This is a genomic window from Glaciimonas sp. GG7 (assembly GCF_052976905.1).
In genome coordinates, this window is the sequence record NZ_JBRIIQ010000040.1 from 15,703 (window position 1) to 35,135 (window position 19,433).

The following is a 19,433-nucleotide window of genomic DNA, read 5'->3' on the forward strand; positions in this document are numbered from 1 at the left end:
AGACATTGCTTGTATCACGGTAGCATTGAAGTAAGAACTTTATCTTTCAGTTTGATGTGGTGATAGATAGCAGCTAAAGCATGAATTCCTGCCAACCATAGGATGACATCGCCAAGAAACTTGTGTACGTCGCCCCAATCGGCAAGACCGGACAAATAAGCGTTTGCGATGAAAGGCAATTCGTTGATCCGAAACCCACCCAATAATGTCAAAGGATGACCCTCCGTTCCCAGCGCCAGCAGAGCAGAAAGCGGTAACGCAAAAAGCAAAGCCCACAGTACAAAATGCATCAACCGAGATAGGAGGCGCATCCATGTCGCCATCTGATGTCGGGGGGCAGCGGGACGCACTGTAACCCAGATCAAGCGGAGAAATGTGAGTGTAAATACGGTGATCCCCAAGGACTCATGCCAAACGATGTCATTGCGTGTACCGGGGTCGATACCGTCATGCAGCAATCGACCAAAGTCACCGGGACCCAAAACGAATGCGATGACGACAAGGATGGCCGTGATCCAATGAAAGGCTTTGCTTAATGTGTCGTATTGATGAGAATTGTTTTGTATCAAGTGTTCACCCTATTGAAATGTCCGTGTTGGCTAAATATGGCAGCATTTTCAATGCGCTGTTTTGGCGGCACGCTGCTTCAAGAGCAAGATAGCGCTCAGTATGAAAGCAAAAAGTGCAGCCGATGCCGAGTAACGACTCAGCGCCAATCCGCCTGCACTGAGCGGCTTGTCCAGAAAATCCCCCACCACAGCACCGAGAGGGCGGGTCAAAATGAATGCGGCCCAAAAAAGCAGGGTTCGCGACACATTTGTCCGATAGTAAGCGGCAACGACTAAGGCCAACAACGCGCTAAACACAATGGCCGCTCCGCTGTAACCGAGTCCTGCTGTGCCAGCCGTCCAGTCGCCCAGTGCCGTACCCAAGGTCTGAGAAAACATAATAGTTACCCAATAGAACATCTCGACCTTCGGTGAACTGACCGTGCCGACCGAAACTGAACCCAGCGTTCGATGCCAGATAAACAGAGAGCCGAACAACAAAGCGATCAGCAAGGTCGAGCCACCAGCGTAGCCAATACCAAGGGATCGGTCTGCAAAATCAGCCAGCGTCGTACCAACCGTAGTCGTTGCAATAATCGTGGCCCAGTAAAGAAAGGGCCGAAAGGTCTTGGTCTTTATTTGCGCAAAGACCGCAACCAGAAATACGGCGGAGAAAATAACCGTACCAATGAGGTAGCCCAACTTCATCGACATCGAAACGGCATCACCACCGGTTTCGCCCAGCGTGGTGGCGGCAATCTTGATGACCCAAAAAACGAGGGTCACCTCAGGGACTTTGCTGAAGACTTTTTCTGCTGAAGTATTCATATTGTTGTTTGCAGGGAGTCGAAACTGGTCAACAGATCAGCCATCGCCTTTTTGCAGTCGGTTTGATTAGGAGCGTCTGCACGCAGCGCGCTGAGGGCATGATCAATGGACTTGTCGAGTACGTGCCAATCCTCCGCTGCACGAGGCTTCAGGCCTGCCTCCGCCGAATCCCATGCGAGCTCCAAATCCTTGATCCGAGTTTTAGCTGCTGGCAGATCGCCCTTTTCCACGAGGGCGGCAACGTCGGCGGCGATGCGCTGAAATGCAGACAAGTCTCCCAATGTGGACGCGGCCTTTGCCTGACTGGTTGCTGATGCGGCAGAGCCTGCCCTATCGGTGTCGTGGGACTTGGAGCAGCCAGCCGCAAGGACCAGGACAGCGATGGCCGATAGTGCGGCAACGGGGCGGGTTAGCGAATGGAGATAGCGCATGATTTTTCCTTAAGTTATTGGGTAGAGGGTAGTTATTCGACGGCTGGTGCATGCATGCCGCGGTCAACGCTGAACTGCGCGACCGCGACTAACATCACGATCACTGTCAGAAATAGAGCGCTGGTCCACATCGCACCCATACCGAGGCCACCATAGGTCTTGGCCTGCGTCAGCATGTCGCCGAGCGCGGCACCGAACGGGCGTGTCAGGATGTAGCCGATCCAGAAGGTCAGCACGGCGTTGCCACCTATACGCCATGCCGCATAGGTCATGGCGATCAGTACGCCGAACAACAGTGCGCCCCATGTGAAGCCAAGACCCAATGCTTCGGTCGCCAGGTCGCCTGCCGCCGTGCCAAGTGCGAACGTGCAAAGAATGGTCGCCCAGTAAAACAACTCCCTGCGTCGGGTGAAAATCTGATGGATGGACAACGTGCGCTCCACCCAAAACCACACCGCAAAAATACCGGCCAGTGCAACGGCAAATGCCGACGTGCTGACGTACAGGCTAACGCCGAGTCCATCGGTGAGCAGGTCAGTAATCTGAGTGCCCACCACACTGACGAGCACGACCGTGAGCCAGTAAATCCAGGGCGTGTAGCGTTGCGTGCGTAACTGCATGAACAGGGCAATAGCCAGCAGCGCGCCCATCACGATACTAGTCATGCCTTGGCCAAAGCCCGCATTGACAGCCAGAAAGTCGGCTCCGGTTTCTCCGACCGTCGTGGACATGATCTTGATGATCCAAAATGTGAGCGCAATTTCAGGGACTTTGTTGCGCCAGGTTGAGGGTGAGTGGGATTTCTGCATACGCATTGAGTGATCTCCGGCAAAGGTGGGTTGTTCTTGCAGCAAGTCTGACCGGCCAAACTTAGCCCAGCCATAGGCCCATCACTTGCGCACCTATCTGATGTGGATTAATTTTCCAAAGAGAGTTCGATGAACGCGGATGGCAAGGCCGCACCTGCCGTGTCCGGCGGGCAATGAACGCCGAAATAAATACGCGCCCGGGCAACAGGTAGTCCTGCTAGTGCCAGACCAGCCCTACGCCCGATGTGGGATAGCGTGCAAAGGTGGCGGTATCGGCCACTTGATCGGTCCTGCGCATCTGACGGCGGTTGACCATGCGCTGGCAACTATCACGATCTATTCGTTGTTATCTAAAATGTATACAGCACAAGCGATACGGTCTGCGATGCCGTCAGTGCCGACATGCGTGAACCGACAACATATTTTAGTGGTCAAACTTGCATTCCCTATCGATAAGGAGAGCAGCATGAAACGCTTCACTCTTTTGCTAACGCTGGCGGCGATTGTGTCGATATTACTCGGCGGCTGTGTAGTGGAACCGTATGGAGATGGGTATCGGCATGATGGTGGCAATTGGCATGATCACGATCATGATAGGGGCGGGCAAGATCGCCACTATTAGGTTCAGAACTGACGCATTGTGTTACGGCGGCGTTGTGTTCGCCAGCCGAAGGTTTTGATGCAGGTTCTCAAAGAGGCGTATCTCAAAGACGTCTCTTTGTAACGGCGTCTACACGATTTCCGTCTGGCTAAAGAGCCAGTTCCGAAACGCTTTGATTTTTCCGCTATCTATTCGCGCGGCACGATAACAGACAAAATGCATTTCGCGGATCAGCGGGCGAAACGTCGTTTTGCCCAGTTGCACCAACGCCCCATCGGCCATCTCCTGTTTTGCCAGACGTGTACTTTCCAGCGCCACCCCAAGACCGTTGAGGGCCGCAGAGATCGCCAGCGCACCGCGATCAAACGACAGTCGGGGCCTCTCAGGGAGTGTGAGCCCATGCAAATCGAACCAGTTTTTCCACGTAACAGGGCTGAGTTGCGAATCGATGAGGGTAAAGCGTGTCATGTCATTGAGATCAATCTCCGCATTGCCTTTGAGTAATTTTGGCGAACATAGCGGCGCGATAACCTCGGTGCCGAGCGCTTCAATGGTCACCCCGGAGCGCGCTTTTGCTGCGCCGTAGGCAATCGCAATATCGATTTCTTCGTGCTGGATTAAATCCATCGGTTCTGCGCCGGACGACATCCTGATAGTAATCAATGGATGTTGCTGCATGAAATGCGGCAAGTGCGGCCCTAGCCATTGCGAGGCAAAGCTTGGCGTGGAATGGACCGCCAGTGACTCGGTCTCTGCCGGTAAACGGAGGTCCGCGCAGGATGACTCGATCAAATCAAATGCGCGTGATAAACCGGCTAATAACTGCACGCCGTCTGACGTGAGTGCCACGCGCCGGGTCAGTCTTTCAAATAACGGTTTTCCAAAATAGGTTTCAAGTCCGCGAATTTGGTGGCTGATGGCGGAGGGCGTCAGATGCAACTCTTGCGCGGCCAGCGCAAAGCTGCCTTGCCGGGCTGCTGCCTCAAAGGCGCGTAGTGAAAAAAAGCTGGGAAGTTTTCGCATGACGTTTTGGTGTTGAATTTGCGCACGGAGGTTATAGGTGAACTGAATTCATCATTGGTGAAAATGTATCGTTTGTCAAGGCGCCGACAGCGCCGGATGATCGGATCAAGCTACCGAATCAAGCCATTCAACAATACCGTCCCAACAGGAGCAAATCATGTCAGCAGTTATCGATCGCGTATCCCTGTATCAGCCCAAACAAAAGGGGCTAAAGTTCCCCACCATTCCCACCTTTGCAACCCATGCCCAGGAGCGCCAACATCGCAAAGAGCGCCTCGTCGCTGCCTGCCGTGCGTTTGCCTTGCATAGTCTCGATTATGGCTTCGCCGGTCATTTGACGGTGCGCGACCCTGAGTTTCCCAACCTGTATTGGACCAATCCGATGGCGGTCCATTTTTCGCAGGTAAAACTGTCCAATCTGATCCTTGCCGATCACAAGGGCGAAGTAGTTGAAGGCGACTATGCATTAAATCGCGCCGGATTCGTGCTGCACTCCGCCGTGCATGAACTGCATCCCGAGATCGTCGCGATGTGTCATGCGCATACGATTTACGGCACCGCGTGGGCCGCAACCGGACGATTGCTGGACCCGATCACGCAAGATGCCGCCGTCTTTTTTGAAGACCACATCGTCATCAACGACGAAGCAGGCGCAGTTGCGGTGGAAGAGGGCGCGGGCTATTCGGTAGCTGCGCAATTCAAAAATGTGAAAGCGGCAATCCATCAAAATCACGGCTTACTCACCGTCAGCCGTCACAGCATCGAAGACGCTGCATTCTGGTTTATCGCCCTGGAACGGGTTTGTCAGCAGCAATTGATCGTCGAAGCCAGTGGCATCAAGCCAACGTTTGTCACGCCTGAGCGTGCCCGCTATAGCCGCGAGCATGTCGGCAGTCCTTTCATCGGCTGGCTGCATTTTCAGCCTATTTACGAGCAACTCGTCGCGACACAACCGGATATGTTTGATTAGGAGGTAGCCAACAGGGAGTCGTCATCACGCGATGTAATACTGAATAAAAATTTGCCAGATATCCGGGACGCACGGTTCGACCTTGCAGACCCAGATCAGAAAATCAAAAAAATCAGGAGACAGCAAAATGCATACCCAGGTAATTGACGCAGTTGAGATTCACACAGAGGAGTCGCACACCTACAGCAAGGTGATGTGGCGTCTCATTCCCTTTCTATTTTTATGTTACGTCTGCGCCTACATGGACCGCGTCAACGTCGGCTTCGCCAAGTTGCAGATGATGAACGATCTCAACTTAAGCGACGCCGTCTATGGACTGGGTGCAGGGATGTTTTTCGTTGGCTATTTGCTGTTTGAAATACCCAGCAATCTGATCATGCAAAAAGTCGGCGCACGGCGCTGGGTTGCCAGAATCATGGTGACCTGGGGCGTGATTTCAGCGGCGATGATGTTTGTCAACACGCCGACCAGTTTCTACACCATGCGGTTTTTGCTCGGCGTTGCCGAAGCCGGTTTCATCCCCGCTATTTTGCTGTATCTCACCTATTGGTTTCCGGCATCGCGCTGCGGCAAAGTGACGGCACTTTTCCTGACCGGTATTCCGATGTCGGGTGTGATCGGCGGTCCCCTCTCGGGCTGGATATTGCATGCGATGAGCGGGGCGTATGGGCTGGCCGGATGGCAATGGCTGTTTGTGCTGGAGGGTATTCCAACCGTGCTCCTGGGTGTGATGGCGTGGTTTTATCTGGACGACCGGATTGCCGACGCAAAATGGCTCACAGCAGAACAGCGCGCGATGCTGCAAAAAAATATAGACGCTGATCGACAGAGCAAACATTTGCATTCGCTGCGCGATGGCTTTACCAATCCCAGGGTCTGGTTGCTGAGTTGTATTTATTTGTTTTTTACGATGGGGCTGTATGGCGTCAGTTTCTGGCTCCCTACAATAGTCAAAGCCAGCGGTGTTTCAGACGCTCTCAATATCGGTTTGCTCACCGCCATTCCCTACGCTGCGGCGACGGTTGCCATGATCATGACCGGACGCAGTTCCGACCGGCGTGGCGAGCGCCGCTGGCATCTTGCGCTGGCGGGTTTTGTCGGGGCGATTGGCTTGGTGTTCAGTGTGTTGTACGCGCAAAATACCGCCATAGCCATGGTCGCGCTGACATTCGCGACCATGGGCATCATGACCACTATTTCGCAATTCTGGACCTTGCCGCCGACGATACTTGGCGGCGCCGCAGCGGCGACCGGCATTGCGCTGGCGAACTCCATCGGTAGCGTCTCGGGGCTGATCAGTCCGTATCTGCTGGGATGGGTGAAGACTGTGACGGCCAGTACTAACGACGGTGTGCTGGTGCTGGCTGCTAGTCTGGTGATCGGAGGATGTCTGGTGTTTACGTTACCGGCGCGGCTGGTCAATCGTAGTAGGTAAAGTAACGGCAGCAATTGCAATGATAAAGATCGCCCGGCTGTATTGCCGTGAGCGGTCTTTGTCATTTTTTGCATATATATTGTCATCTTCATGCAAAATGCACACTACAGAGGGCACTACAGAACGTACTGCAAGATGGAAAAAGTGTCCCGGTAATCACGATGGAGGAGTGACATTTGGCTATGAATTTGCATCAGCTACGCTGTTTTCATGCGGTTGCCCTGCACGGCAGTTTTACGGCTGCCGCACGGACCTTGTTTGTGGGCCAGCCAAGCATTACCACGCACGTGAAGGCGCTCGAACAGCGATTTGGTGTAGAACTGTTTTCACGGCATGGTCACATCGTCGAACTGACCGATACCGGCCAGAGATTACTCACCATCACCAATCGTATTTTTACCTTAGAGACGGAGGCTGAAGAAACCCTGCGTGCCGCTGGCGGCCTGCTAGAAGGCAAGATTCGTATATCCGCTTTTGATCCGGTTCAGGTGACCCAAATGGTGGTGGCCTTTGGCAAGCGTTACCCTGAAGTTCAGGTAGCGCTCGCGTTTGGAAATTCGGGTGAGCTGAGCGCTAGCTTGCTGGAGTTGCAGGCCGATATCGCCGTCTTGCCGCGTCTGGGTGACAAACGCTTTTTTTCCGTCCCGTATCGACGCGCCAAAATTGCCCTGCTAGTGGGTGCCAGTCATCCGTGGTTTGAGCGCAGCGATATTCGGGTCGAAGAGTTGGAGGGCCAGCGCTTAGTTACCCGAGAAAGCGGCTCCATGCAGCAACAAGTATTCGATGCCTATCTGGCTGAGTGCGGTGTGAGCGTACGGCGGGTGTTGGAAATCGATAGTCAGGATGCGATCCGCGAAGCTATTGCGGCGGGGGTTGGCGTGGGCATTGCGCTCGACGCGATCTATCCGGATACGCGCTTACGCACGCTCAATATTACGGACGCGCCAATGTTCATCGATCTCGAGCTGGCGTGTCTGGCTGAGCGGCGGGAAGCGCCGGTGATACGGGCATTTTTTGAAGTAGTGAACTGTTTACAGAACGGATTGGAGCAATAAATTGTGATCGCTTGCCCCTGAAAAAATGACGTACTGACAGACAAGTAAAAGACAAGTAAGCCAGTAAGTCATTTTTTTGATATTCCACAGCTGATTTTATTTCTTGATAGATTGCTCCAGCGCCTCAAATCCTTCCATCACAAACTGCGTGCGCGCTGCCCCTTTCAGGTGATCGCTTTCGGTCAATATCTGGACCAGTTTTCTGGTTACCAATCTGCGTTGCACGATTTCTTCTTCGATGGTTGCGCCTTCGGCTACTTCCAGCACGTTACCGCTGCAATAGCTATTGGGCGCACCGTTGACGCTTTGCAGCCATGTATAAAAATGCTCTGCGCTGGCGTGTGGATTCGATCCGCGCACAGCGTCGCGCAGTAGTTTGCGAAACATGAAAACACCGGCGTCAAACTTGGTCGGATTTTCCAGCGCATGCACCGCGATAGGCCGTTGGCTAATGATCGCTTCATAGTCGCCCGGCGCTTGCTGCGCGTCTCTGTAACCGGCGCGTTCACGGTGATTGGGCGGTATCGGCGGAAAGTCTTCCAGCTTGTATTTGCCAAAGCGTTCCGGGCGTCGCATGGCGACCTGGCCTTCCAGAAAATCAATGGTCTCGTAACCGACCATTTCTTCATTGCCGATGCCGCGCGTATCGATATTCGGTCCCATCACGCGCCAGCCGATCATCTTGCTATTTTCATCGTCCACCGGCACGGTCCAACGCACGATATGAAAGCGGCTAAACAGTTTTTTGGCCGCGCCATCTTCCGAGGTGTACGCATGCAGGCTAAGGTTGGGCAGCGCCTGATGCTGGATACGAATAAAAAGGCGATCTTTATCGACGCGCCGTGCGCCAGCGCACGCGAGCCCACGCCCTTCATGAATCGGAATAAATTGCATATCGGGGGCCACTTCCATCGAGGCCGCGCCTACCTCATTAAAGGTCGTTCCCTGAAAATTACCATCGACCACATTGGCCGAATTATGCAGCGCCGTCGGATGATAATTGTCGGCGGCATTGTCTTGTACTTGCAACCAGTTGCAATGCTGAAAATTGCTGTAGGGGACTAATTTGTCGTCGGCATGGACGGTGAAATTAGTCTCCCATTCAGGAAACGGCGGTTCTTTTTCTGGCGAGCCCATGTAAGCGAAGACCAGACCGTTGCGCTCAAACGCCTTGTACGCGCCTTGCTGGATCGAGCAGGCAAATTTTGCGGCTTCTTTTTCTTCGCCCTTGGGGTAGGGGACATGCAGGCAAGTACCGTCAACGTCGAACACCATGCCGTGGTAGCAGCAGCGGATACCGTGCTCCTGAATCGCGCCATATTCGAGCGAAGCGCCGCGATGCACGCAATGGGCGTGGAGTACGCCAACGCTGCCGCTTTTGTCGCGGAAGGCGACCAATTCTTCATTGAGAATTTTGATGAATTTTGGCGTGTCACCCAGCTCAATCGACATACACACCGGATGCCAGAAAGTGCGCATGTATTCACCCATCGGCGTACCCGGACCGGTCTCGGTCAGTTCGGGATCGTGCCCCGGAGTTTTGCTGGTGTAGTAGCCGCCGTAGGGGATCAGCTTTTTATGTTTTAACGATTCATTCAGCTTTGCAGTATCGACTTTGGTATCCATGTATTTATCTCCTCAGACCATTATTCGGCAGGGTTGTCTATCCTGAGGCTCAACATACGTGTCGGCATAGCTGCTGTCGAATTCAATTTTGGGATGAGGTTCATACGTTATTCCCATTGGACCCATGACTTGCCGCCATCTAGGATCGGGTTGCAGAAACAAAATAAAAACACCAGAGACGAGAGGTACGCATGCAAGACCATCCATCGCAAACAGGTTCATCCTCTTTAATGCTGTCGCTGCTGGTGCGGCAAATCAGGTTTGAGGCCATTGGGATTCACTCCTTTGAACTGGTCCATCCAGCCGGAGAAATGTTGCCCGTCGTGCGTGCTGGTGCGCATCTTGATATTGCACTTGAGGGCGACATCAGGCGGCAATATTCGCTCTGCAACGATCCGGCGGAGCGGCATCGCTATGTGATTGCGGTTCTGCGCGAGGAGGTCGGGCGTGGCGGCTCGCGTTTAATGCACGAGAGTCTGCGGGTGCAGGATGTAGTTTCGGTCAGCTATCCCCGGAATAACTTTGGCCTTGTGAGCGGTGCCAGAAAACATATTTTGCTCGCCGGCGGGATTGGCGTGACGCCGTTAAAAGCGATGGCGCATGATCTTGAAAGCGCGGGCGAAGAGTACGAACTGCACTATTGCGCGAAAGGTGAAGCGCACGCGGCTTTTCGTGACGAATTTGCCGCTCAGGTTGAAAAGGGTCGCGTGATATTTCATTTCGATGGCGGAGACCCGCGTGATGGTTTGGATATCGGCGCTCTGCTGCAACGCTACGTTGAAGGTACGCATGTTTACTATTGCGGCCCGGGCGGCTTCATGGCAGCTTGTGCAAACGCCGCCCGACACTGGCCAGCCAGCGCGGTACATTGTGAGCACTTCAAAGCACCGGAGCCGGTCAACGGTAAGGCGGCTGCATCTGAAGTGGCAGAAAGTTGTTCTGTACAGATTGCCAGTACCGGCGCAGTCATCGCTATCCCGATGGATAAAAGCATTGTTGAAGCGCTGGCCGACAACGGCATAATCATCGAGACTTCATGCCAGTCCGGTCTATGCGGCACCTGCAAAACGCGCTATCTGTGCGGCGAGGTTGATCATCACGACTTTATTCTTTCGGATGACGAACATGTGGAATATTTAACCACCTGCGTTTCACGCCCGAAAAGTAAATTGCTTGTTCTCGATCTATAGCGCTATTACAGAATTGCCGTTTTCAGAATCAGGCCGATCACGGCGCAGGCGGCGATGACGAGCATGACATTGCGTTTAAAGCGCAATAAGGCAATGGCCGCAGCGATGGCGATCAACGCCGATACCCCATCGAAGCGCGCCTCCACACCGTGCGGCCAGAGCACGTGATAGCCGAAGAACACCGCCAGATTCAGAATCACGCCTACTACGGCGGCGGTGATTGCGGTGAGTGGCGCGGTGAACTTGAGATCGTCGTGGGTCGATTCGATCAGCGGACCGCCTGCCAGAATGAACAGGAACGATGGTAAAAAGGTGAACCACGTCACCAGCGTAGCGGCGAGGGCCCCGGCAAGAAACAGGTTATCCGGTCCAAACAAGGCCTTCACATAACCACCCACAAAACCGACAAACGCCACCACCATGATCAGCGGCCCCGGCGTGGTTTCGCCCAGCGCCAGACCATCGATCATCTGGGGCGGTGTCAGCCAGCCATAGTTTTCTACCGCGCCTTGATAGACGTAGGGCAATACAGCATAAGCCCCGCCAAAAGTGAGCAAGGCCGCCTTGGTAAAAAACCAGCCCATTTGCGTCAACGCGTGGTGCCAGCCGTAGATTGCTGTCAATAACCCCATCGGAATCGCCCACAGCAGCGCGCCGACGATGCTGATGCGCAGCAGAGTGGCCCAACGGAATTGCGCATGCGCTGGAGTCGGTGTGTCGTCGTCGATGATGGCCGGGCCGAACGATTGATCACTCTTGCTGTGACCGCCTCCGAGCTTGAATTTGTCCGGCAGCACGCGCCCGCCGATGATGCCGATCAGGGCCGCCGCTGCGATGATGGCTGGAAACGGTACGTTGAGGGCAAAGATCGCCACGAAAGCGGCGGCGGCAATCATCCATAGCGCGTTGTTCTTAAGTGCACGGGAGCCGATCCGATGCGCTGCCTGCAGCACGATTGCGGTCACCGCAGGCTTGATGCCATAGAACAGGCCCGCCACCAGCGGCAGATTGCCAAAGGCGATATACAGCCATGACAGCGCAATCAGTATCAACAAAGAGGGCAGAACAAACAGCACCCCGGCGATGATGCCGCCCTTGGTTCGATGCATCAGCCAGCCGATATAAATGGCGAGCTGCTGCGCCTCCGGGCCGGGCAATACCATGCAGTAGTTCAGTGCATGCAGAAAACGTCGCTCCGAAATCCAGCGCCGGTTTTCGACCAACTCCTGATGCATGATCGCGATCTGTCCGGCTGGACCGCCAAAGCTGATGAATCCCAGTTTTAGCCAGAATGCAAAGGCATCCCAAAAGCGGATCGGAGATGGCTGGGGTTGGGCGCTCAGGTGTATTTCTGTTGGTCGCATCATTACTAGCCATCGGAAAGGGGATTGTTATCAACATGCTGCAACATTGATATGCGTATGATTTGCCATCATTTTCTATCTGGGAGTTGGCGTCAATGGAAAGGAAAATGGTTGTCTCTTTTTTGACTAAACGCAGTCTCTATTGCAGGTTACCGGACCAGCGAGACCAAGCCTGTGCGCCGTTCAAGCGGCTTTCTCTCGAATATAGGTCATGTTAGGATTGTTCTTAACCGATATCTTCACAGCCCACGCCATTAGTATTTTTTGAGAGAGCCTGTTCATGATCAATCGCCGTACCTTTCTACATTCCGCCGCCGCAACGGCAACGTTGACCGCACTCGGTATCCCGCTCGAGGCGCTTGCCGCCAATCAGGTCAAACTCGGCAAAGTCTCCGCTTTCTCTTTTGAAATATTGATTGCACAAGCCCGGGCCCAAGCCCAAACGCCGTATAAAGCGCCGCCCACCGCAGCGCGCGAGATACTGGAAAAAATCGATTACGAAGCGCTCGGTAAGATCAAATACGACACCGATTACGCCTTGTTCGCCGATGGCCCCGGGCAATTTCCGGTGACCTTTTTTCACCTTGGCCGTTTCTTTCAAGCGCCAGTCCAGATGTCTTTGGTGGAGGGCAGCGGTGCCGCCGCGCGTGCGCGTGAAATCGTCTACGAAGAACGGTATTTCGACATGCCAGCCGATAGCCCGGCGCGAAAAATGCCCCAAGGCAGCGGCTTTGCGGGCTTTCGTTTTCAGGAAAGCCGCAGCGGCGATCAGGCCAAACTTGACTGGCATAAAAACGATTGGGTCGCCTTTCTCGGGGCATCTTATTTCCGTGCGATTGGTGATCTCTATCAATATGGTTTATCGGCACGCGGCATTGCGCTTGATGTTGCGCAGCCAGATAAGCCGGAAGAATTTCCTGCCTTTACCCATTTCTATTTCACGGTCCCCGACGACAACAGCGACACCGTGATCGTCTACGCGCTGCTCGATGGCCCCAGTATTTGCGGGGCCTACAAATTCGTCATGCAACGCGGTGCGGGTGTCACGATGGAGGTGGAGACCGCCTTGTTTTTGCGCCGCGATATCGGGCGCTTTGGGATCGCGCCGGTGACCTCGATGTTTTGGTTTTCAGAAACGGTCAAAGCCACGGGGGCCGACTGGCGGCCAGAGGTGCATGACTCCGATGGATTGGCAATGTGGAGCGGCGCTGGCGAGCATATCTGGCGACCGCTCAATAACCCGGCGCAAACAACCGCATCCGCATTTGGCGACACCAATCCGCGCGGCTTTGGCTTGCTACAACGCGACCGCAATTTTGATCATTATCAGGATGGTGTGCATTACGAGCGGCGTCCGAGTCTATGGGTCGAGCCGCTGGCAGGGTGGGGCGAAGGCGCGGTGCAGTTAATTGAAATCCCGACCGATGACGAGATTCACGATAACGTTGTCGCCATGTGGGTGCCGCACGCCAAAGCCGTCGCCGGGAATAGTTATCGCCTGCGTTATCGGCTGTATTGGCAGAACGATGAACCGTTCCCGAGTACGCTTGCCCGTTGTGTCGCCACGCGACTAGGCAACGGCGGCGTGCCCGGCCAGCCGCGTCCGCAAAATGTACGTAAATTCATGGTCGAGTTTTTGGGAGCGCCGTTAGAAAAACTGGCGTTTGGGGAGTTGCCAGAAGCAGTCTTGAGCACCACACGCGGCGAATTTTCCTACGTCTTTACCGAGGCGGTTCCTGACGGTGTGGCCGGTCACTGGCGCGCGCAGTTCGACTTGAAAGTCGATGGCACAGCGCCGGTAGATTTACGCTTGTATTTGCGGCATAAAGGGGAGACTTTGTCGGAGACGTGGCTGTTTCAGTATCAGCCGTTTAAGACGCGTGTGGTGTATGCGGCTAATTAAATCCATCATGGTCACGCGATTACCGTCATCGGATGGATTTCTTCGCATATTTTTAGCCAGACCTTGTTTTCAGCCATCTTTACATCATACGTTTGCTGAAGGTTCAGCCAGGACTGCGCATCCCCGCCGAAAAATCTGGCTAAGCGGAGCGCCGTATCGGGCGTCACACCCCGGCGCTCCAAAATAATATCGTTCACACGTGTTGGCGGGACATACAACGCCTTGGAAAGCGCATTCGGACTCATTGCCAATGGCTTCAAAAAATCTTCACGCAGGATTTCGCCGGGATGTATCGGACGCAAACCATTTTTAAATTTAGACATAATGATTCCTAATGATAGTCAACAATTTCAACCTGTTCAGGACCACCGCCCGTCCAGATAAAGCACACTCGCCATTGGGCATTGATACGGATACTGTATTGCCCGGCGCGGTCCCCAAACAGTACCTCTAAGCATAACGACTACTGCAAACGGGCGACATCGTTCTGTTCCCTCAGCTCTCATCGGTATCGTAAAATAGTCAATTTTGGCAAGTTACAAGTAGTGATTTTGGTGGCGATATTGTCTTTACAATTAACGGGCTTTTAAGCTTCCGCTGACTATTAAGCAGTATCTGGTTGGCTGGGGCCCAGCCCTAAACAAGGAAATAAAAATGACCGATAAATTCATGCAAGCAGCCATTGAAGAAGCCCAAAAAGGATTGAGTGAGGGCGGCATTCCCATCGGTTCAGTCCTGGTCATCGACGATAAAATCGTCGGACGAGGACATAATCGGCGCGTCCAAAATAGCAGCGCAATTTTGCATGCCGAAATGGACTGTCTGGAGAACGCAGGCCGACTCAAGGCCAGCGATTATCAACGAGCGGTCATGTACTCCACCCTGTCTTGTTGCGATATGTGTAGCGGCGCAGCTTTACTCTACAAAATTCCCAAAATTGTTATCGGTGAAAATCAAACCTTTCAAGGCCCCGAGGACTATATGCGCTCACGCGGGGTGACGCTGGAGATTGTAGACAATGCTGAATGTATCGCATTGATGCGCGATTTTATTCAAGCCCGACCAGCGTTATGGGACGAGGATATTGGCGAGGTTTAAAAGTCATGCATCCTGACCTTCTTGCCGCACGGGAACTGATTTATGACCCATGCGGATTCACCTGCTCAGAGCCAGAAATGGAAGCCGAAAGCGCCGATTATGGCGCTTATGCTTTTGTATTAAATGGCCTTGCCATGCGCTGTCGGATCGCAAAAATCACGCCGACAAAAATCGGGCAATTTGTGACGTTATGGAAGCGCATCGGGAACGGTCCGATTCAACCTTACGACGCATCGGATCGATTGGATTTTTTTATTATCAGCGTGCGCAAAGACGATTGTTTGGGACAGTTTGTGTTTCCAAAATCCGTTCTCTGCGAGCAGGATGTCGTGTCAACAGATGGCAAAGGCGGCAAGCGCGCCATGCGTGTTTATCCGCCTTGGGATACGCCTGTGAGTCGGCAGGCGCAAACAACGCAGCGGTGGCAACTTGCGTATTTTCTCGATATTTCTTCTGCTGATCAGGACAGGCGAATCAATTGCGTTCGATCAAAGATGCTCTATACCATTCAGACTTAGATAAGTGGCGTACACATTTTGTTACGACATAAACAATTTGTATTGTCGGCGTGGTCGGATGTGTTCGCGTTGATGCGGTGTAGCACCGATACATCTCAACTCCAAACATAACCATTAATAGGAATACGTCATGTCCAAGCGCAATCGTTCATCAAAAACCATCGTTCTCACTGCATTAGTGGCAATCTTCGCCAGCGCTGCCGGGTGTGCCATGGCCGAAACAACATGGCAAAAGGATCATCCACGGCGCACAGAAGTGAATGACCGTCTGAAAAATCAAAATAAACGCATCAACAATGAAGTCAAAGAAGGTGAGATCAGCAAGGGGCAAGCGAAGACCTTGCACAAAGAAGATCATGCCATTCGTCAGGAAGAGCGTGATATGGCCAGGCAAGATGGCGGCCACATCACTAAATCCGAGCAAGGTGTCTTGAATCAACAAGAAAATGGCGTTAGCCGGCAAATCGGTAAATAAATCCAGATCATCTATCTGATGTAATCGGGCCTCCTCAGAGGCCCGATTGCATGTCTGTGGCGTGGAATTGCTGCCGCAGACATGCCCTGATAAGCATGTTTACGGGAGTTGACAAAAGGCACCCATTTAGACACCATAATGGCTGCACTATATTATTGACTCTGGAGACCGTCATGAGTGAAGTAATGACCATCAAGCAAATGCCTGCCGATTTGAAACGATACTGGGCTGAAGAAGCCAAGAGGCATGATCGCTCTATGAACAAGGAAGTTCTTCGCGTGTTGGAGGAGGAGCGCGCTCGGCGCGAAACTGCCAAAGTCCCGGGCAAAGACATGGATAGCATTATGGTGGCCGCCAGTCGGCTGCAAAGCTTCGCACTGATTGATCAACGCCCCATTGAAGAGATTCTGTATGACGAAGAAGGCATGCCCAAGTGAAGAAAAAACTCGAAGCTGCCGTGGTAGATTCATCGGCATTGATCTGTATCGCTAAGAGCGAGCCTGCCGCTCATTCGTTTCTCCTTGAGATGGGGAGTGCCGACAAGCTCTACATCTCCGCGGCGACGCATGCCGAAGTGATTTTGGCGACGATGTCTCTGCAAGGGAGGGATGCCGTCGATGCAATGGAGGCGCTTATGGCCTCCTTGAAAATCGAGACTATGGATTTTGGTGGCGACGATATCGAAGGCTATAAAGACGCGGCGATGAAGTATCACCTGAAGGCAAAGCCCTCCGGTGCGCTCAATATGGGGGATGTGTTTTCATTCCAGCTCGCTGTGAAAATGAACTTGCCGTTGTTTTTTCAGGGGAAGGATTTTTTGAAGACGCCGGTGAAAAATGCCACGAACATTTTGGGGTATGAAATGAACGAAAAAAATCTGGGTGTGCCAATCAAGTCAAGCCCAATTTTGGGATAGCAATTATTATGTCGCGATGCCATCGCGTCGACTCTGAGCCAAGGCCAACGTCTGACCGTACAGCTCACGAAACTTCGCATCCCACACTTCCCACCAGCGGCAAATGCAACACCACCGCAGTCCCCGTGACAGCAGTGCCAGAGATTTTAAGTTTTCCCCCGAACTGACGGGTACGTTCATGCATCCCCAAAATCCCCCAGGCGTCACGACCGAGCAATTGTTGCGTGTTGATGCCTTTTCCGTTATCCCGGATTTCAACCGTGATGACGTTGTTCTCATGCGTCACTGTAATCGTCACTTTCGATGCCGCCGCGTGTCGGACCACATTAGTTAGCGACTCCTGCACGATCCGAAACAGCATCGTGCTACGTTCTGAATCAAGCGCAATATCGGCCGCAAGTTGCGTGATGGTGCATTCGCATTGCAGTCCGGTACGCTCCTGAATTTGATCGGTGTACCACTCCAGTGCGGCCCACACACCCAGATTGTCGAGCACACTGGGACGCAGATCGGAGATGACCCTTCGCACGGTCTCAATGGCGGAATCGGCTTGCGCCACCGCTTCAGTCAGTAGCGGGTCTGCCGGGTTGCCAGCTTGCATAGAGCGATCAATCGAGACTGAGACATTGGCCTTGATACCGGTCAAGACGCCGCCCAATTCGTCATGAAATTCACGTGCAATGCGTTTGCGCTCTTCTTCCTTCATTTTTTCCTGATGATCCGACAGTTGTCGCAATTGCAGATAAGAGCGCTGCAATTCGATTTCTGCACGCGTGCGATCGGCGTCCAGTTTGTCGGCGATGAGCATGCTGTGTTGATGGGAGCGGTTAATTTCCTTCAAATACACCAGCATCATCACCGATGAAGAAATCAAGCCGCTAAAGCGCCCCACATACCAGCCCAAAGATAAACGGCTGCCGCCCGCCATCGTGATGGCGTTGTCGCACAGCAGCGCGATCAACGAGATCCCCAGCCAGACATGCAACACGTTGCGGAAGCGACTGGCTCGCCACAAAAACAACAGGGACAGCAAAATCAGAATCTGCAACCCGGGAGCAATGCCAGAACTGGTAATGCCACGATAATCGCCATTGATATCCAAATCAGGGAGAAATTCGCGAAAAACGGTGACCATTGCCACCGTCGTAGCCAGCGCTGCAAATAACACTAAAACGGTGCGCCGCAGAGATTGCGCATGGTTCGTGGTGACATGGTTGGGATGACGCAATTCACTCCAGGCGAACAGCAAAATGCCAATAGCCGGACCGGCATGCCAAAACAGCCATAGCCACACCATGGTTTGGGTGCCGCCGAATAAAGCGAACCCTTCAATAAAAACGCCCGGAAAAGAAAAAAACTGCAATACCAAAACAATTGCCGTATAGACACAGCCTGCGCTCAGATGCAGTAAGGCAACCGAGCGTGTGGCTTTGTAGTGGCCGTACATCTGGTACGCCGTGATGAGGTAGGTCACGATGACCGTGGTTTGATAGATCGCCAGAAATGCCGGAATGCGTGGCCATTTGATTTGCGCAAAAGGCAGCAATAACACGGTAATGAGCCCCAGCGCGATGCAAATCTGTAAGGCAACTTTTCGCTGTCTCAGTGTCGCCGTACGAATGGCTGGCGAAGAGTCGACGCGATCGAAAGGGATCAAAGGCAAGTCAGCTGCAAGCCCGGTATTCATGATGCAAAACCCCCCCTAATTGAGTTGACAGCAGCACCTGCAAGCACCGCAACATGGGCGACATGCAGAAAAAGGACAGCGCTGGACTCAAAGTAAATTAATTATATTTTTATCTATGATGTCTTAAATCTGATGCAATAGGGTGATTGTATTTTGTGTAACTTAAAAAAGACGCATATTGTCGTATGGGCGTTGTTGCAAATGCTTATTCGGGCAAGCGCCCTAATCTATATATGTTGTTTGTAAACACGATTCTGGGTGTGATAGTAATTATTTGGCATTGCAGGAATTATTTAAGAGTAGAAATGTTAAAATTTAGAGTGGTATTTCTAATTTATTTCATTTTTTAACATTTATTGCCTCTATTGCAAATATTAAGCACTCCTATATTCAATCAATTCGTTTATCACCATTAGCGTACTAAATATAGATGGCTACCAGCGTCTGGTAGCCATCTAACCTAGTGCTTGTGCAACAAAGAGTCGTAATAGACTTGCAATATCAGGTTAGATGACTTCATGCATTTTTTGTCGATAACCCACCTGAAAAGGGTGGGAATGGTTGGATTGATTTACACCTTGGCTGGATGTGCATTTGCCCCCGGCATGCGCATGGAGAGAAAGTACGTGACCGCGCCGGTTGAAGCCGGTATCACGCCAGTTTTCAAGCCCATCACGCTGCAATTAGTGCAAGCGGAAAAGCTACGTGACCAGCAGTCGCGCCAGGATATCAGCGAGCTAGTCGCCAATCCGACCCCGTATCTGATCGGCAGCGGAGACATTATCTCCATCGTGGTCTGGGATCATCCCGAGCTATCTGCCACTGCGATGACCGGAACGACCACCATCACGACATCGGGTACCGATAGTGGTGCTACCCCGGGTTTTGTGGTTGATCAGGATGGACTTGACCGGCAACACGCATCGCTCGGAGTTTTCGATCGATAAACTGTATTC

21 protein-coding genes and 2 pseudogenes are annotated in these 19,433 nt (G+C 52.8%); 13 read left to right on the forward strand and 10 right to left on the reverse strand.

The genetic code is table 11. From position 1 onward, the window contains the following. Positions 1 to 14 precede the first annotated feature (14 nt). Genes ACVBEF_RS11240 through ACVBEF_RS11255 form a run of 4 tightly spaced genes read right to left on the reverse strand, consistent with a single transcriptional unit; the run spans position 15 to position 2,622 of the window. Positions 15 to 569, reverse strand: a complete 555-nt coding sequence (locus ACVBEF_RS11240) for a cytochrome b (protein ID WP_447124030.1) — start codon at positions 567 to 569, stop codon at positions 15 to 17. A gap of 48 nt (positions 570 to 617) precedes the next feature. Further along, the gene (locus ACVBEF_RS11245; protein ID WP_447124031.1) at positions 618 to 1,376 is read right to left on the reverse strand and encodes a COG4705 family protein; all 759 of its coding nucleotides are present in this window, start codon (positions 1,374 to 1,376) and stop codon (positions 618 to 620) included. Then, positions 1,373 to 1,807 carry a hypothetical protein gene (locus ACVBEF_RS11250; protein ID WP_447124032.1) on the reverse strand — a complete coding sequence of 145 codons (435 nt, stop codon included), beginning with the start codon at positions 1,805 to 1,807 and terminating at the stop codon, positions 1,373 to 1,375. Before ACVBEF_RS11250 ends, ACVBEF_RS11245 begins: the two co-directional genes overlap by 4 nt. 32 nt (positions 1,808 to 1,839) lie before the next feature. Next, entirely contained in the window at positions 1,840 to 2,622 is a 783-nt protein-coding gene (locus ACVBEF_RS11255) for a COG4705 family protein (protein ID WP_447124033.1), read from the reverse strand. A gap of 133 nt (positions 2,623 to 2,755) precedes the next feature. On the opposite strand from ACVBEF_RS11255, the gene ACVBEF_RS11260 reads away from it, so the two are divergent. Beyond that, positions 2,756 to 3,238, forward strand: coding sequence for a hypothetical protein (locus tag ACVBEF_RS11260; protein ID WP_447124034.1), 483 nt, complete (start codon positions 2,756 to 2,758; stop codon positions 3,236 to 3,238). 108 nt (positions 3,239 to 3,346) lie between these two features. Here ACVBEF_RS11260 and ACVBEF_RS11265 read toward each other — a convergent pair whose 3' ends face one another. Next, positions 3,347 to 4,240 (reverse strand): LysR substrate-binding domain-containing protein, encoded by an 894-nt coding sequence (locus ACVBEF_RS11265; protein ID WP_447124035.1) that lies wholly within the window; start codon positions 4,238 to 4,240, stop codon positions 3,347 to 3,349. Between the two features lie 157 nt (positions 4,241 to 4,397). Here ACVBEF_RS11265 and ACVBEF_RS11270 point away from each other — a divergent pair, with 157 nt between their 5' ends. The 3 genes from ACVBEF_RS11270 to ACVBEF_RS11280 all read left to right on the forward strand — a co-directional run bounded on the left by ACVBEF_RS11270 (position 4,398) and on the right by ACVBEF_RS11280 (position 7,700). Beyond that, positions 4,398 to 5,210, forward strand: coding sequence for a class II aldolase/adducin family protein (locus ACVBEF_RS11270; RefSeq protein ID WP_447124036.1), 813 nt, complete (start codon positions 4,398 to 4,400; stop codon positions 5,208 to 5,210). Between the two features lie 127 nt (positions 5,211 to 5,337). Continuing rightward, entirely contained in the window at positions 5,338 to 6,645 is a 1,308-nt protein-coding gene (locus tag ACVBEF_RS11275; RefSeq protein ID WP_447124037.1) for an MFS transporter, read from the forward strand. A 182-nt stretch (positions 6,646 to 6,827) separates the two neighbouring features. Continuing rightward, positions 6,828 to 7,700, forward strand: a complete 873-nt coding sequence (locus ACVBEF_RS11280; protein ID WP_447124050.1) for a LysR substrate-binding domain-containing protein — start codon at positions 6,828 to 6,830, stop codon at positions 7,698 to 7,700. A 96-nt stretch (positions 7,701 to 7,796) separates the two neighbouring features. Here the strand turns inward: ACVBEF_RS11280 and ACVBEF_RS11285 are convergent, their stop codons facing one another. Then, a complete protein-coding gene (locus ACVBEF_RS11285; RefSeq protein ID WP_447124038.1) occupies positions 7,797 to 9,326 on the reverse strand; it encodes a Rieske 2Fe-2S domain-containing protein in 1,530 nt (509 codons plus the stop codon). Positions 9,327 to 9,517: 191 nt separating this feature from the next. On the opposite strand from ACVBEF_RS11285, the gene ACVBEF_RS11290 reads away from it, so the two are divergent. Next, entirely contained in the window at positions 9,518 to 10,516 is a 999-nt protein-coding gene (locus ACVBEF_RS11290; RefSeq protein ID WP_447124039.1) for a PDR/VanB family oxidoreductase, read from the forward strand. A 5-nt stretch (positions 10,517 to 10,521) separates the two neighbouring features. On the opposite strand, the gene chrA is transcribed toward ACVBEF_RS11290, so the two are convergent. Beyond that, the gene (chrA, locus tag ACVBEF_RS11295) at positions 10,522 to 11,883 is read right to left on the reverse strand and encodes a chromate efflux transporter (protein WP_447124040.1); all 1,362 of its coding nucleotides are present in this window, start codon (positions 11,881 to 11,883) and stop codon (positions 10,522 to 10,524) included. A 277-nt stretch (positions 11,884 to 12,160) separates the two neighbouring features. Here chrA and ACVBEF_RS11300 point away from each other — a divergent pair, with 277 nt between their 5' ends. Continuing rightward, entirely contained in the window at positions 12,161 to 13,783 is a 1,623-nt protein-coding gene (locus ACVBEF_RS11300; RefSeq protein ID WP_447124041.1) for a glucan biosynthesis protein, read from the forward strand. 11 nt (positions 13,784 to 13,794) lie between these two features. Here the strand turns inward: ACVBEF_RS11300 and ACVBEF_RS11305 are convergent, their stop codons facing one another. Next, positions 13,795 to 14,106 carry a HigA family addiction module antitoxin gene (locus tag ACVBEF_RS11305; RefSeq protein WP_447124042.1) on the reverse strand — a complete coding sequence of 104 codons (312 nt, stop codon included), beginning with the start codon at positions 14,104 to 14,106 and terminating at the stop codon, positions 13,795 to 13,797. An 8-nt stretch (positions 14,107 to 14,114) separates the two neighbouring features. Next, positions 14,115 to 14,237, reverse strand: a pseudogene (locus tag ACVBEF_RS11310) (type II toxin-antitoxin system RelE/ParE family toxin); the annotation flags it as partial. Between the two features lie 200 nt (positions 14,238 to 14,437). On the opposite strand from ACVBEF_RS11310, the gene ACVBEF_RS11315 reads away from it, so the two are divergent. The 5 genes from ACVBEF_RS11315 (at position 14,438) to ACVBEF_RS11335 (ending at position 16,790) form a co-directional block, all read left to right on the forward strand. Continuing rightward, positions 14,438 to 14,881 carry a nucleoside deaminase gene (locus ACVBEF_RS11315; RefSeq protein WP_447124043.1) on the forward strand — a complete coding sequence of 148 codons (444 nt, stop codon included), beginning with the start codon at positions 14,438 to 14,440 and terminating at the stop codon, positions 14,879 to 14,881. A gap of 77 nt (positions 14,882 to 14,958) precedes the next feature. Continuing rightward, entirely contained in the window at positions 14,959 to 15,399 is a 441-nt protein-coding gene (locus tag ACVBEF_RS11320) for a MepB family protein (protein ID WP_447124044.1), read from the forward strand. Positions 15,400 to 15,529: 130 nt separating this feature from the next. Continuing rightward, positions 15,530 to 15,874 carry a hypothetical protein gene (locus ACVBEF_RS11325; protein ID WP_447124045.1) on the forward strand — a complete coding sequence of 115 codons (345 nt, stop codon included), beginning with the start codon at positions 15,530 to 15,532 and terminating at the stop codon, positions 15,872 to 15,874. 173 nt (positions 15,875 to 16,047) lie between these two features. Continuing rightward, positions 16,048 to 16,311 carry a FitA-like ribbon-helix-helix domain-containing protein gene (locus ACVBEF_RS11330; protein WP_447124046.1) on the forward strand — a complete coding sequence of 88 codons (264 nt, stop codon included), beginning with the start codon at positions 16,048 to 16,050 and terminating at the stop codon, positions 16,309 to 16,311. Beyond that, positions 16,308 to 16,790: a type II toxin-antitoxin system VapC family toxin gene (locus tag ACVBEF_RS11335; protein ID WP_447124047.1), complete on the forward strand. Its 483-nt coding sequence runs from the start codon at positions 16,308 to 16,310 to the stop codon at positions 16,788 to 16,790. Before ACVBEF_RS11330 ends, ACVBEF_RS11335 begins: the two co-directional genes overlap by 4 nt. A gap of 64 nt (positions 16,791 to 16,854) precedes the next feature. On the opposite strand, the gene ACVBEF_RS11340 is transcribed toward ACVBEF_RS11335, so the two are convergent. Then, the gene (locus ACVBEF_RS11340) at positions 16,855 to 18,477 is read right to left on the reverse strand and encodes a sensor histidine kinase (protein WP_447124048.1); all 1,623 of its coding nucleotides are present in this window, start codon (positions 18,475 to 18,477) and stop codon (positions 16,855 to 16,857) included. A gap of 611 nt (positions 18,478 to 19,088) precedes the next feature. On the opposite strand from ACVBEF_RS11340, the pseudogene ACVBEF_RS11345 reads away from it, so the two are divergent. Together ACVBEF_RS11345 and ACVBEF_RS11350 are read left to right on the forward strand one after the other, a co-directional pair. After that, a pseudogene (locus ACVBEF_RS11345) lies at positions 19,089 to 19,334 on the forward strand (hypothetical protein); the annotation flags it as partial. A 43-nt stretch (positions 19,335 to 19,377) separates the two neighbouring features. After that, positions 19,378 to 19,433: transglutaminase family protein (locus ACVBEF_RS11350; protein ID WP_447124051.1), on the forward strand; the 56-nt coding region annotated here is incomplete at its 3' end.

Coding starts and splice junctions, on each gene's coding strand:
- ACVBEF_RS11250 (WP_447124032.1), bottom strand. CDS start 1,807: ATGCGCTATCTCCATTCGCTAACCCGCCCCGTTGCCGCACTATCGGCC.
- ACVBEF_RS11340 (WP_447124048.1), bottom strand. CDS start 18,477: ATGAATACCGGGCTTGCAGCTGACTTGCCTTTGATCCCTTTCGATCGC.
- ACVBEF_RS11275 (WP_447124037.1), top strand. CDS start 5,338: ATGCATACCCAGGTAATTGACGCAGTTGAGATTCACACAGAGGAGTCG.
- ACVBEF_RS11245 (WP_447124031.1), bottom strand. CDS start 1,376: ATGAATACTTCAGCAGAAAAAGTCTTCAGCAAAGTCCCTGAGGTGACC.
- ACVBEF_RS11285 (WP_447124038.1), bottom strand. CDS start 9,326: ATGGATACCAAAGTCGATACTGCAAAGCTGAATGAATCGTTAAAACAT.
- chrA (WP_447124040.1), bottom strand. CDS start 11,883: ATGATGCGACCAACAGAAATACACCTGAGCGCCCAACCCCAGCCATCT.
- ACVBEF_RS11300 (WP_447124041.1), top strand. CDS start 12,161: ATGATCAATCGCCGTACCTTTCTACATTCCGCCGCCGCAACGGCAACG.
- ACVBEF_RS11305 (WP_447124042.1), bottom strand. CDS start 14,106: ATGTCTAAATTTAAAAATGGTTTGCGTCCGATACATCCCGGCGAAATC.
- ACVBEF_RS11265 (WP_447124035.1), bottom strand. CDS start 4,240: ATGCGAAAACTTCCCAGCTTTTTTTCACTACGCGCCTTTGAGGCAGCA.
- ACVBEF_RS11260 (WP_447124034.1), top strand. CDS start 2,756: ATGGCAAGGCCGCACCTGCCGTGTCCGGCGGGCAATGAACGCCGAAAT.
- ACVBEF_RS11315 (WP_447124043.1), top strand. CDS start 14,438: ATGACCGATAAATTCATGCAAGCAGCCATTGAAGAAGCCCAAAAAGGA.
- ACVBEF_RS11325 (WP_447124045.1), top strand. CDS start 15,530: ATGTCCAAGCGCAATCGTTCATCAAAAACCATCGTTCTCACTGCATTA.
- ACVBEF_RS11270 (WP_447124036.1), top strand. CDS start 4,398: ATGTCAGCAGTTATCGATCGCGTATCCCTGTATCAGCCCAAACAAAAG.
- ACVBEF_RS11320 (WP_447124044.1), top strand. CDS start 14,959: ATGGAAGCCGAAAGCGCCGATTATGGCGCTTATGCTTTTGTATTAAAT.
- ACVBEF_RS11280 (WP_447124050.1), top strand. CDS start 6,828: ATGAATTTGCATCAGCTACGCTGTTTTCATGCGGTTGCCCTGCACGGC.
- ACVBEF_RS11290 (WP_447124039.1), top strand. CDS start 9,518: ATGCAAGACCATCCATCGCAAACAGGTTCATCCTCTTTAATGCTGTCG.
- ACVBEF_RS11330 (WP_447124046.1), top strand. CDS start 16,048: ATGAGTGAAGTAATGACCATCAAGCAAATGCCTGCCGATTTGAAACGA.
- ACVBEF_RS11255 (WP_447124033.1), bottom strand. CDS start 2,622: ATGCGTATGCAGAAATCCCACTCACCCTCAACCTGGCGCAACAAAGTC.